The organism is Streptomyces milbemycinicus (genome assembly GCF_002154605.1).
Classification (GTDB): domain Bacteria; phylum Actinomycetota; class Actinomycetes; order Streptomycetales; family Streptomycetaceae; genus Streptomyces; species Streptomyces milbemycinicus.
Window position 1 is genome coordinate 238 of record NZ_MUNE01000026.1, and the last position, 12,526, is coordinate 12,763.

General features: G+C 71.0%; 11 protein-coding genes. 5 read left to right on the plus strand and 6 right to left on the minus strand.

Translation table 11 applies throughout. From position 1 onward, the window contains the following. Positions 1–1,046: pyridoxal phosphate-dependent aminotransferase (locus CCN51_RS02055; protein WP_245881562.1), on the plus strand; the 1,046-nt coding region annotated here is incomplete at its 5' end. A gap of 139 nt (positions 1,047–1,185) precedes the next feature. Continuing rightward, positions 1,186–2,382 carry a membrane protein gene (locus CCN51_RS02060; RefSeq protein ID WP_014178252.1) on the plus strand — a complete coding sequence of 399 codons (1,197 nt, stop codon included), beginning with the start codon at positions 1,186–1,188 and terminating at the stop codon, positions 2,380–2,382. Positions 2,383–2,417: 35 nt separating this feature from the next. Here CCN51_RS02060 and CCN51_RS02065 read toward each other — a convergent pair whose 3' ends face one another. Then, positions 2,418–2,954: a YbjN domain-containing protein gene (locus tag CCN51_RS02065; RefSeq protein WP_014178251.1), complete on the minus strand. Its 537-nt coding sequence runs from the start codon at positions 2,952–2,954 to the stop codon at positions 2,418–2,420. A gap of 198 nt (positions 2,955–3,152) precedes the next feature. Beyond that, positions 3,153–5,744, minus strand: coding sequence for an ATP-dependent chaperone ClpB (clpB, locus tag CCN51_RS02070; RefSeq protein ID WP_086859201.1), 2,592 nt, complete (start codon positions 5,742–5,744; stop codon positions 3,153–3,155). 150 nt (positions 5,745–5,894) lie between these two features. Here clpB and CCN51_RS02075 point away from each other — a divergent pair, with 150 nt between their 5' ends. Beyond that, the gene (locus CCN51_RS02075; protein ID WP_043487329.1) at positions 5,895–6,299 is read left to right on the plus strand and encodes a pyridoxamine 5'-phosphate oxidase family protein; all 405 of its coding nucleotides are present in this window, start codon (positions 5,895–5,897) and stop codon (positions 6,297–6,299) included. Positions 6,300–6,368: 69 nt separating this feature from the next. On the opposite strand, the gene CCN51_RS02080 is transcribed toward CCN51_RS02075, so the two are convergent. Next, positions 6,369–6,737, minus strand: a complete 369-nt coding sequence (locus CCN51_RS02080; RefSeq protein WP_014178248.1) for a cupin domain-containing protein — start codon at positions 6,735–6,737, stop codon at positions 6,369–6,371. Between the two features lie 78 nt (positions 6,738–6,815). Then, complete coding sequence (gene proP, locus CCN51_RS02085; RefSeq protein WP_014178247.1) at positions 6,816–8,348, minus strand: glycine betaine/L-proline transporter ProP; 1,533 nt, start codon at positions 8,346–8,348, stop codon at positions 6,816–6,818. Between the two features lie 276 nt (positions 8,349–8,624). Between proP and CCN51_RS02090 the strand changes: the two genes are divergently transcribed. Then, positions 8,625–8,981 carry a YciI family protein gene (locus CCN51_RS02090; RefSeq protein WP_043487328.1) on the plus strand — a complete coding sequence of 119 codons (357 nt, stop codon included), beginning with the start codon at positions 8,625–8,627 and terminating at the stop codon, positions 8,979–8,981. Between the two features lie 47 nt (positions 8,982–9,028). Then, positions 9,029–10,303, plus strand: coding sequence for an RNA polymerase sigma factor (locus CCN51_RS02095; protein ID WP_014178245.1), 1,275 nt, complete (start codon positions 9,029–9,031; stop codon positions 10,301–10,303). On the opposite strand, the gene CCN51_RS02100 is transcribed toward CCN51_RS02095, so the two are convergent. Together CCN51_RS02100 and CCN51_RS02105 are read right to left on the minus strand one after the other, a co-directional pair. Then, on the minus strand, positions 10,304–11,194 hold the full coding sequence (locus tag CCN51_RS02100) for an RNA polymerase sigma-70 factor (RefSeq protein WP_014178244.1): 891 nt from the start codon (positions 11,192–11,194) through the stop codon (positions 10,304–10,306). Further along, a complete protein-coding gene (locus CCN51_RS02105) occupies positions 11,191–12,390 on the minus strand; it encodes an NAD(P)/FAD-dependent oxidoreductase (RefSeq protein WP_014178243.1) in 1,200 nt (399 codons plus the stop codon). The genes CCN51_RS02100 and CCN51_RS02105 overlap by 4 nt, the downstream gene beginning before the upstream one ends. Positions 12,391–12,526 lie beyond the last annotated feature (136 nt).

Consider the following 12,526-nt stretch of genomic DNA (forward strand, 5'->3'; position numbering starts at 1 on the left):
TGCGCGAGGCGGCGGTCCGCGCGCTGCGCGACGGCCGCGGCAATCAGTACCCGCCGGGGCCTGGCGTCCCCGAGCTGCGCACCGCCGTCGCCGAGCATCAGCGGCGGTGGTACGGACTGTCGTACGACCCGGACCGCGAGGTGCTGGTCACCGCGGGCGCGACCGAGGCCATCGCCGCCTCGCTGCTCGCGCTGCTGGAGCCGGGCGACGAGGTGATCGCCCTGGAGCCGTACTACGACTCGTACGCCGCCTGCATCGCGATGGCGGGCGGCACCCGCGTCCCGGTCACCCTCCGGCCAGACGTCACCGGGCCCCGCCCCGCCTTCCGGCTCGACCTGGACGAGCTGCGCGCCACGGTCACCGACCGCACCCGGCTCATCCTCCTCAACACCCCCCACAACCCCACCGGCACCGTCCTCACCCGCGAGGAGCTGGCCGCCGTCGCCGAGCTCGCGGCCGAGCGGGATCTGCTGGTGGTCACGGACGAGGTCTACGAACACCTGGTGTTCGGCGCCGAGCACACCCCGCTCGCCTCCTTCCCCGGTATGCGCGAGCGCACCGTCACCATCGGCTCGGCGGGCAAGACCTTCTCCTTCACCGGCTGGAAGGTCGGCTGGGTAACCGGATCGCCGGAGCTGGTCGCGGCCGTACGCTCCGCCAAGCAGTTCCTCACCTACGTCTCCTCCGGCCCCTTCCAGTACGCGGTCGCCGAGGCGCTGCGGCTGCCCGACAGCTACTTCCACACCATCCGCGAGGACCTGCTGACCAAGCGCGATCTGCTGGCCGGCGGCCTCGCCGACGCGGGCTTCACGGTCTTCCGCCCCTCCGGCACGTACTTCATCACCACCGATATCCGCCCCCTCGGCGAGACCGACGGCTTCGCCTTCTGCCGCGCCCTCCCCGAGCGCTGCGGCGTCGTCGCGATCCCCAACGCCGTCTTCTACGACCACCAGGACCAGGGCGCCCCCTTCGTACGCTTCGCGTTCTGCAAGCGCGAGAGCGTCCTCGAAGAGGCCGCGACCCGTCTCAAGAGCCTCGCGGGCTGAGCCGGCCCCAGCCCCCCGTACGGGTCACCCCGGTCGCGGGCGGGCGCGGCGGCGCGCATGGTCGTGGTGTGCCGGGCCTCGCCGCATTCCCGGGGCCCGGCACGCGACAGCCGCGTGTACCCCCCTCCGGAGGTGCCCCGTGTCCGCCGACACCAGCGCGCCCATACGGGCCCCGGAGCCGCCGGCGCCGCCCCCCGTTCCGCTCCGTGCCACAACCCGCCTGGGCGCATCGCTGCGCCGGGCCGCGCCCGCGCTCGGGCTGTACGCCGCGAGCCGGCTGATCGGGCTGGTGTGCATGGCGGTCTGGGCCGGGTGGGTCGGCAAGCATCCGCGTACGCTGCTCGGCTACTCCTGGGACAGCGTCTGGTACGTGGGCATCGTCCGGCACGGCTACAACAGCACCCTCCCGCCGGACCCCGCCAAGCACGGCGTGCCCTTCAGCGACATGGCCTTCTTTCCGCTGTTCCCCATGCTCATGCGGACCCTCACCACCGTTCTGCCCATCACCGCGGTGACCGCCGGGCTTGTGGTCGCCTGGGTTTCGGCGGGGGTGGCGGCCTGGGGAATCTACGCCGTCGGGGAGCGGCTGCACGGGCGGCGCGTGGGCACGGCGCTGGTGGTGCTGTGGGGGCTGCTGCCGCACGCGATCGTGCAGGCCATGGCGTATACCGAACCGCTGCTGACCGCGCTGGCCGCCTGGTCGCTGTACGCGGTCCTGACCCGGCGCTGGGTGTGGGCGGGGACGCTGGCCCTGCTGGCCGGGGCGTCCCGGCCCAACGGCATCGCCGTCGCGGCGGCGGTCTGCTGCTGTGCTGCCGCCGAGGTGTTGGGACGCCGTGCGTCGTGGCGGGTGTGGGGGGGCGCTGCGCTCTCGCCGCTGGGGTGGCTCGGCTATCTGGCCTGGGTGGGCTACCGGCGCGGCAGCTGGCACGGCTACTTCGCGGTCCAGGACGAGTGGGGGTCCCGGTTCGACTTCGGCGTGAACGCCCTCCGGTTCGTCCGTTCCCTGCTGATCAGCAAGGCGGCGTTCGCGTACTTCGTGGCGCTGGTGATCCTGGGCGTCGCACTGCTGCTGTTCGCGCTGCTCACGGCCGACCGGCCGCCGCTCTCACTGCTGATCTACACGCTGGTGCTGGTCGCCATCACCCTGGGAGGCAGCGGCTACTTCGCCTCCAAGCCGCGCTTCCTGCTGCCCGCCTTCCCGCTGCTGCTCCCGGTGGCGATGGCGATGGCGAGAGCCCGGCCGCGCACCGCCGTACTGCTCGGCGGCGCGCTGGCCGGGCTCTCCTTCGTCTATGGGACGTATCTGCTGACCGTGGCCCGCATCCCGATCTAGGCAAGCGTCAGCCCAGGCCGGGGCGGTTCAGGCCGTCAGGCCTCGTCGTCGTCCGGCTTGTCGTCGCCGTCGGACTCGATATCGGCCTCCAGGCCCAGCTGCTCGACCAGCCACTTGTCGAATTCGATCGAGGCCCGCACCCAGCTGACCGTGCTGGACACAAAGTGCTCGAGGCTGACGCCGGTGCCGATCAGCATCTGCGCCTCACCGATCAGCCGGACCGTGCCGTCGTCGTTGGTGTGGCTGTAGACCTTCGGCCACAGCGTGCGGCGGTTCCAGTCGTCGATCGCTTCGAGCAGTCGCGGCTTCTCTTCGATCTCGTGCGACCGGTCGTAGAAGGTCCGGACCGAGAAGACCTGCTGCTCCTCCTCACCACGGAACATGAAGTAGGTACGGAACTGCTCCCACGGCGCGGCGAGGTCCCCTTCCTCGTCGACGACGTACTTCAGCTCCATCTGCTCCAGCAGCTGCTTGACCAGGTCCTGGTCGGGCAGCACGGGGCCCGTCGGACCCGTCGGTTGCGGCTCGGGCTGGCCCCCGAAATTCGGAATCGAGGACGGGTCGATGCTCACCGTGGATTTCCCTTCGTCTGGATACCGCCATCCTCCCTCACACCCGCCCCCGGCGTGCAAGTGCGGGCGGACTGTTCCCGTATCCAATCCGCGGCGGCCCGCTGGTGAGCACGCGGATGGCCCGCGGCGAAACCTCCGCCGCGGGCCATCCGCCACTACTGCCGCCGCTACTGCCGCCGCTACTTCGCCGGGCCGCCGCTACTGCGCCGGGCCCACCAGCAGGTCGTCGCCGACCCGGTCCACCCGGACCGTGTCGCCGTCCCTGACCTCGCCCGCCAGGATCTCCTTGGCGAGCCGGTCGCCGATCGCCGTCTGGATCAGCCGGCGCAGCGGCCGCGCCCCGTACGCCGGGTCGTTGCCCTCCTCCGCGAGCCAGGCCAGCGCGGCCGGGGTGACGTCCAGCTTCAGCTGCCGCTCGGCCAGGCGCTCGGCGAGCCGGTCGATCTGCAGCTCGGCGATGCGGGCCAGCTCGGGGCCGCTGAGCGCGGTGAAGACCACCAGGTCGTCCAGCCGGTTCAGGAACTCCGGCTTGAAGGAGGTCCGCACGGTCTCCAGCACGCTCTGCTTCTTCTCCTCGTCGCTGAGCAGCGGGTCCACCAGGTACTGGCTGCCGAGGTTGGAGGTGAGGACCAGGATGGTGTTCCGGAAGTCCACGGTCCGGCCCTGGCCGTCCGTGAGCCGCCCGTCGTCCAGGACCTGGAGCAGCACGTCGAAGACCTCGGGGTGGGCCTTCTCGACCTCGTCGAGCAGCACCACGCTGTACGGGCGGCGGCGCACCGCCTCGGTCAGCTGGCCGCCCTCCTCGTAGCCGACGTAGCCGGGGGGCGCGCCGACCAGCCGGGCGACGCTGTGCTTCTCGCCGTACTCGCTCATGTCGATGCGGACCATGGCCCGCTCGTCGTCGAAGAGGAAGTCGGCGAGCGCCTTGGCCAGCTCGGTCTTGCCGACACCGGTCGGGCCGAGGAAGAGGAACGATCCGGTCGGCCGGTCCGGGTCGGCGATACCGGCCCGGGTGCGGCGTACAGCGTCGGAGACGGCCCGTACGGCCTCGAGCTGGCCGATCAGCCGCCTGCCGAGCTCGTCCTCCATGCGCAGCAGCTTCTGGGTCTCGCCCTCCAGCAGCCGCCCGGCCGGAATCCCGGTCCAGGAAGCCACCACATCGGCCACGTCGTCGGGGCCGACCTCCTCCTTGACCATCGTGCCGCGGCCCTCCTGGACCTCGGCCTCGGCCTCGGATGCCTCCTCCAGCTCGCGTTCGAGCGCCGGGATCTCCCCGTACAGCAGCTTGGACGCGGTGTCGAGGTCCCCGTCGCGCTGGGCGCGCTCGGCCTGTCCGCGCAGCTCGTCCAGCTTCTCCTTCAGCTCGCCGACCCGGTTGAGGCCCTGCTGCTCCTTCTCCCAGCGCGCGGTCAGCCCGCGCAGCTCCTCCTCCTTGTCGGCGAGGTCGCGGCGCAGCTTCTCCAGCCGCTGCCTGCTGGCCTCGTCGGTCTCCCGGGCGAGCGCCATCTCCTCCATCTTCATCCGGTCGACCGAGCGCTGGAGCTCGTCGATCTCGACGGGCGAGGAGTCGATCTCCATGCGCAGCCGGGAGGCCGCCTCGTCGACCAGGTCGATGGCCTTGTCGGGGAGGAAGCGGGAGGTGATGTAGCGGTCGGACAGGGTCGCGGCGGCGACCAGCGCGCCGTCCGCGATCTGCACCTTGTGGTGCGCCTCGTAGCGGCCCTTGAGCCCGCGCAGGATGGCGACGGTGTCCTCGACGGTCGGCTCGGACACCAGCACCTGCTGGAAGCGGCGCTCCAGCGCGGCGTCCTTCTCGATCCGCTCGCGGTACTCGTCGAGCGTGGTGGCGCCCACCATGCGCAGCTCGCCGCGGGCGAGCATCGGCTTGAGCATGTTGCCCGCGTCCATGGCCGAGTCGCCGCCGGCGCCCGCGCCGACCACGGTGTGCAGCTCGTCGATGAAGGTGATGATCTGGCCGTCGCTGGACTTGATCTCGGCCAGGACGGTCTTCAGCCGCTCCTCGAACTCACCGCGGTACTTGGCGCCCGCGACCATCGCGCCCAGGTCCAGCGCCACCAGCCGCTTGTTCCGCAGGCTCTCGGGCACATCGCCCTTGACGATCCGCTGGGCCAGGCCCTCGACGACGGCCGTCTTGCCGACGCCGGGCTCGCCGATCAGCACCGGGTTGTTCTTGGTGCGCCGCGACAGCACCTGTACGACGCGGCGGATCTCCTGGTCCCGGCCGATGACCGGGTCGAGCTTGCCGTCGCGCGCGGCGGCGGTGAAGTCGGTGCCGAACTTCTCCAGCGCCTTGTACGTGCCCTCCGGGTCCGGGTTGGTCACCCGCTGTCCGCCCCTCACCTTCTCGAACGCGGCGAGCAGCTTCTTGGCGCCCGCCCCCTGTTCCGCCAGCAGTTCCCCGGCCCGGCCGCCCTTGGCGGCGATGCCGATCAGCAGATGCTCGGTGGAGACGTAGTCGTCGCCCAGGCCCTTGGCGCGCTGGGCGGCGTCCGCGAGGACCGCCAGCAGCTCGCGGTTCATCTGCGGCGGGGCGACGGTCGACCCGCGCACGCTCGCCAGCCCGGTCAGCAGCCGCTCGGCGCCGTCCCGTACGACGGCCACATCGGCGTCCACGGCGGCCAGCAAGTCCATCAGGTTTTCGTTGTCCTGGCCCTGAAGCAGGGCCAGCAGCAGATGCGCGGGCGTCAGGTCCGCATGCCCCGCGGAGACGGCTCGGTCATTGGCGGCGCCCACCGCCGCCCGGCTCTTGTTGGTCAGCTCGGCGTCCACGTCCCCGTGCTCCTCCTCATCGCGCTGGTGGCACTCAATCCCTGCCGTGCCCAACATCCGTAAAGTTGAGTCTATTCCACTCAAGTGCTCGAGTGTGAGGGGTCGAGAGCGGCGGCCACCGTGAACAGCACAGCCGATAGATTGACCACCATGGCCCTCGACCCCCGCGACCCCGGCCCCGACTACCTCGCCTTCTGGCGCGAGCGCCATGTGTGCACCCTGACCACACCGCGCCCCGACGGCACGCCACATGTGGTCCCCGTCGGTGTCACATACGACCCGGCGGCCGGAATCGCTCGCGTCATCGCCAACAAGCACAGCCAGAAGGTCGCCCATGTCCAGGCGGCCGGCCCCTCCGGCGCGCCCGTAGCCGTCTGCCAGTTGGCCGGGAGGCGGTGGGCGACGCTCGAGGGCCGGGCGGTGATCCGTACCGAGGCCGAGCTCATCGAGGACGCGGTGCGGCGCTACGCCGAGCGCTACGAGCGCACCCCCTCCCCCAACCCGGACCGGGTGCTGATCGAGATCACGCTCACCAGGGCGCTGGGCCGGGCCTGAGCACAAGGGCCTGAGCACAAGGGACGCCGCCGGGCCTCGCCCGGCGACGCCCGTGTCCCCCATCGCCACTCAGCTCGGACCTTTCGCCTTCGCGTACTCGGTGGCCATCTCGCCGGCGAAGTCGTACGCCACGACGGCCTCGTCGCCGACCACCCACGCGTCATGCCCCGGCGGGATCACATAGACATCGCCGGGCCCGACCTCGGACTCCGCCCCGTCCTTCATCCGGATGCGCATCCGCCCCCGGGCCACGATCCCGCGGTGCTGCACCTCGCAGATGTCCGTCCCGGCTATCTCGCGGATGGACTCCGTCCAGTGCCAGCCGGGCTCGAAGGTGCTCACGGCGAAATCGAGACCAGTCAGGTGCAGGACCTCGATGTGGCCCCGGGGAAAGTCACGCCGCTCGTCGGGCTTTTCGATCGTCTTGACTTCCAACATGGCGGTACCTCCTGTGCCGTACTTCCATCGTGCGCCTGAACACCCCGCCCGCGCACACGCCGGACGAACCGGCGAAGCTCACCGCTCACCGCCGTTGTCGTGATGCCGCTGCGCCGCCCACGGGTGGCGCAGCCTGATCCACACATCCCGCGCCCGCCGCCCGGCCCGGGCCCGGCTGACGGCCACCAGCCTCCGCGCCTCCTCGACGGTCTCCACCATGGGCCCCGAGCCGCGCAGCGGCTTGCCCGCCGTCTCGTGCAGGAAGTGCGCGGAGACCAGCCCGACGAAGCCCGCGGCCATCAGGTAGTACGCCGGCACCAGGTTGTCGCCGGTCGTCGCGACCAGCCAGGAGGCGACCAGCGGGGTGGTGCCGCCGAACAGCGACACCGAGATGTTGAACGAGATCGACAGCGCGCCGTAGCGCAGCCGGGTCGGAAACAGCGCGGGCAGCGTGGCCGCACTGGTCCCCGCGAAGATCACCAGCAGCAGCCCGAGGATCACACAGCCCACCGCGGGCATCAGAATCCCGCCCGCCTGGATCAGCAGCACCGCCGGGATCGCGAGCGCGATCATCGCCACACTGCCGGCCATGAACATCGGCCGCCGCCCCCAGCGGTCGGAGGAGCGGCCCACCACGGTGATCGTCAGTGCGACGAGGATCATGGTGGCGAGCACCAGCACCTGGGCGGTGGTGGCGTCCTGGCCGAGGGTGGAGGTCATATACGTCGGCAGGTAGGACGTCACCATGTAGTTGGTGACGTTGTAGAGCAGCACAAGACCCATGCAGACCAGCACGGCCTGCCAGTGCCGGGTGAAGATCTCCTTCAGCCTGCCCTTGCCGGACTGGCGCGCCTCCTCCACCGGATCCACATCCCCGCGCCCGGCGCCGACCGCCTCCGCCGCCCGCTCGGCCTCCTGCCGGAACGCCGGGGTCTCCTCCAGCCGCAGCCGCATATACAGCCCGATCAGCCCGAGCGGCCCCGCGATCAGGAACGGCACCCGCCAGCCCCAGTCCACCATCCCCCGCTCGCCGAGTACGGCGGTCAGTACCGTGACCACCCCGGACCCCAGCGAGTAGCCGACGAACGTCCCGAAGTCCAGCCAGCTGCCCAGGAAGCCGCGGCGCCGGTCCGGGGCGAACTCGGCGATATACGTGGTCGCCCCCGCGTACTCACCCCCGGTCGAAAACCCCTGCACCACCCGGCACGCCAGCAACAACACCGGGGCCGCGAAGCCGATGGACGCGTAACTGGGCAGCAGCCCCACCGCGAAGGTGCCGATCGCCATCATGATCATGGTGGTCGAGAGCACCCGCCGCCGCCCGATACGGTCCCCCAGCGGCCCGAAGACCAGCCCGCCCAGCGGGCGCACCAGGAACGCGACCGCGAAGGTGGCGAAGGTGGAGACCACCTGGGTCGCCGGTGAGCTCGACGGGAAGAAGACCTTGCCGAGGGTGACCGCGACATACGCGTAGACGCCGAAGTCGAACCACTCCATCGTGTTGCCGACCGCCGTCGCGGCGACCGCCCGGCGCAGCCCCGGCCGGTCGACGACCGTGACATCCGAGATGGTCAGCGGCTCCTTGCGGCGGCGCAGCAGCGTCCGCAGCATCCGATCGGTGCGCTCGCTCCCGCCGCCGCGCACCGCCCGGCGGTTGCGGCGTAGGGGATGACGGGGTGGTGGGCGACCGGTACTCATCCTCTTCCCTGCCGACGTCCTTACCATCGTGCGCCCGAGCGCGCGGGGCCGCACGGGGCCGCACGGGCCGCACGGGGCGAAAATTCTTCCAAGATTTTTTGCCGGGGCTGTCGATCCGGCCGTCTCCCGTTCGACGCAAGGGTGAGAGCAGGAAAAAGAACCAAGGAACCAAGGAACCGAGGAGTCACCATGCCGCGCTTTATGACGCTGATCCGCATCGACGAGCAGAACGCCCCCGCCGAGGGCCCCAGCCCCGAGCTCATGGAGCGCATGGGCGCGCTGCTGGAGGAGATCACCAAGGCCGGGGTGATGCTGGAGACCGCCGGGCTCGCCCCGACCTCCGAAGGCACCCGGGTCACCTGGTCCGGCGGCAAGCTCAGCTACACCGACGGGCCCTTCACCGAGAGCAAGGAGGTCATCGGCGGCTACTCGATCGTCCAGGCCAAGGACAAGGCCGAGGCGCTGGAGTGGACCAAGCGGTTCCTGCAGACCCACGAGGACTACTGGACCATCACCGCCGAGGTCCGCGAGATCGCCGAGGGCTGACCGGCCGCGCTTGCCCCGTTCTGGCGCGGCTGCTCTGATGGGTGGACGTGACGGGAGCAAGCCCTGAAGCGCACCGAGCGCACCAAGCAGACCGAGCAGACCAGGCGATCGAGGCGGTCTTCAGAATCGAGTCCGCGCGGATCATCGCCGGTGTCACCCGCATCGTGCGGGATGTGGGCATCGCCGAAGAGCTCGCGCAGGACGCTCTGGTCGCCGCGCTGGAGCAGTGGCCGGAGTCGGGCGTCCCGGACAAGCCGGGCGCCTGGCTCATGGCCACCGCCAAGCACCGCGCGATCGATCTCGTACGCCGCAAGGAGACGTACGCGCACAAGCTGGCCGAGGTCGGCCGGGCCCTCACGGAGACCTCCCCGCCCGAGTACTCCGAGGACCCCGCCGAGGACATCGACGACGACCTGCTGCGGCTGATCTTCACCGCCTGCCACCCCGTGCTGTCCACCGAGGCCCGGGCCGCGCTCACCCTGCGGCTGCTGGGCGGGCTGACCACCCAGGAGATCGCCCGCGCCTTCCTGGCCCCCGAGCCGACCGTCGCCCAGCGCATCGTCCGCGCCAAACGCGCGCTCGCCAAGGCCGACGTCCCCTTCGAGGTCCCGTACGGCGCCGACCGCGCCGCCCGCCTCGCCTCGGTCCTCGAAGTCATCTACCTCATCTTCAACGAGGGCTACTCCGCCACCGCGGGCGACGACCTGGTCCGCCCCGCCCTGTGCGAGGACGCCCTCCGCCTGGCCCGCGTCCTGGCCGGCCTGATGCCCAAGGAACCCGAGGTCCACGGCCTCGCCGCGCTCCTGGAGTTCCAGGCCTCCCGCATCCCGGCCCGCACCGGCCCCGACGGCGAACCCGTACTCCTCGCCGACCAGAACCGCACCAAATGGAACCGCCTCCTCATCCGCCGCGGCATCGAAGCCCTCCACCGCGCCGGCCACGGCCCGTACTCCCTCCAGGCCGCCATCGCCGCCTGCCACACCCAGGCCGTCCGCTACGAGGACACCGACTGGGCCACCATCGCCGCCCTGTACGGCCGGCTGATGGCCCTGGCCCCCTCCCCCGTGATCGAGCTCAACCGGGCCGTCGCCATCTCCATGTCCCAGGGCCCCGCGGCCGCCCTCCCCCTGGTCGACGCCCTCGCCGACGAACCGGCCCTCAAGGGCTACCACCTGCTGCCGAGCGTCCGCGGCGACCTCCTGCAACGCCTGGGCCGCGCCGCGGAGGCCCGCGTCGAATTCGAACGGGCGGCCACCCAGACCCACAACGCCCGCGAGCGTGACCTCCTGCTGGAACGGGCCGCCCGCTGCGCGCCTGCCTGACTACCGCAGGGTCAGCGGGGTCTCGGACCCGACGCGGGTCAACTTCGCGGGGTTACGGACGTAGTAGAGGCCGACGATGCGCTCGTCCTCGAAACGAATCGCGATGACACCGTCCGTCTCGCCGTCCACCCGCAGAACGAGCCCCGGGCTGCCGTTGACCACGGTGGGCTCACCGGTGAGCGTGGCTCCGGCCGAGCCGCCCACGATGTAACGGGCCACCTTGTCGGCGCCGATGACCGGCCGCCGCGCGGCCTGCTTGACGCCACCGCCGTCGGTCATCAGGACGACCTCGGGGGCCAGTACGTCGAGAAGCCCCTGGATGTCCCCGGTGGCGAGCGCCCGCTGGAACGACTCCAGAGCCGCCCGGGTCCTGCTCGCGGAGACCACCGTACGAGGGCGGCGGGCATCCACGTGCCGACGGGCACGGTGCGCGATCTGGCGCACGGCCGCGGGGCTCTTGTCGACGGCCGCCGCGATCTCGTCGTAGCCGACGTCGAACACCTCGCGCAGCACGAAGACCGCGCGCTCCGTCGGCGACAGCGTCTCCAGCACGAGCATGAGCGCCATCGACACACTCTCGGCGAGCTCGACGTCCCGCGCCACGTCCGGCGAGGTCAGCAGCGGCTCGGGCAGCCAGGGTCCGACGTACGCCTCCTTGCGGCGCGTCATGGTGCGCAGCCGGTTGAGCGACTGGCGGGTCGTGATCCGCACCAGATACGCGCGCCGGTCCTGCACCTGCCCCAGATCGACCTCGACCCAGCGCAGCCAGGTCTCCTGGAGGACGTCCTCGGCGTCGGCCGCCGAACCGAGCATCTCGTACGCGACGGTGAAGAGCAGATTGCGGTAGCCGACAAAGGCCTCGGTCGCCTCGTTGACGGCGTGGTCGCTCATACCTCGCTCCTGGTCAGGGTGGCCGGCGCCGCGCCACGCTTGGCCCGCAACAGCTGCTGGCGCTTATCGCCCTTGGGCCAGTGGTGCGAACCGGGCTTGCGCGCCTCGACCGCCAAATGCTTGACGCTGAAGTTGCAGGAGACCTCCTTGAGCTTCGCGCCCGGGCGGCCGCCAATGTAGAGCCTTATCGCGATGTCGTCCTTATTGGCGAGCTGGAAGACACCGGCGCCACGCCCCAGGCCGACGCACATGGCCGGGAACGACAGGTTGATGGGCGCGGGCCGCTCATCCGCGATCCGGTTGAGCACCGTGTCGGCAGCGTGTGCGCCCAGACAACCCGCGCCATAGGCGCTCATCCGGAACGGCAGATCCGACGGCGCCGCCGAATCCCCGGCCGCGACGATGCGCTCGTCGTCGACGCTGGTCAACGTCTCATCCGTGAGCAGCCGTCCCAGGGCGTCGGTGCTCAGCCCGCTACGCACGGCCAGGTCCGGTACACCGAATCCAACGGTCCAGACGGTGATTTCACTCCGGAGCTCACGGCCATCGCGGAGCCGCACGGCATCGCGCGTCACGGCCGTCACCTTCGTATCCGGTCCGTCCAGCACGGTCACACCGAGCCTGGCGAGCCGCTTGGCCACCGCGCGACGCCCCCGAGGGTGCAGATACGGGCCGAGCAGCCCCCCACAGACCAGAGTCACCCGGCGCCCCCGCTCCGCCAGCTCGGCAGCGGTCTCAATGCCGCTCGGACCGGCCCCGACAACGGTCACCGCGGCCGAGCCGGACGCGGCCTCGAGAACCGGCCGCAGCCGCTGCGCCTCCTCCAGGGTGGCGATCGGGTAGCCGAACTCAGCCGCTCCGGGCACGCGCGGGTCGGCGCTGCCACTGCCCACCGCGTAGACCAGGTAGCCGTAGCCGACGGTGTCGCCGGTCGCCAGGGTCACGCTGCGCTCGGAAGGGTTGATCCGTGTCACGGTGTCGACGACCAGCCGGATGCCCTTGCCCAGGATGTCCTGGTAGTTGACGACCGCGTCATGGGTCCCGGCCACCCGCTGGTGCAGACGGAGCCGCGCGACGAAGTTCGGGCGCGGGTTGATCAGGGTCACTGTCACGTCGTCGCGCTGCGTCATGCGGTTGGCCGCCATGACGCCGGCGTATCCGCCGCCGATCACGACAACATCGGTGTTCTCAGCCATGGTGTCTCCTCCGTTGCGGGGGGTTCGGCCTCAAGACACCGCGTTATCAGTCACCGTGACAGCATGTGAGACAGGTCACTCCAGGGGTGTGGGCTCGGCTGAGAAACAAGGGGGCTGGCGACTTGGCAGGATCAAG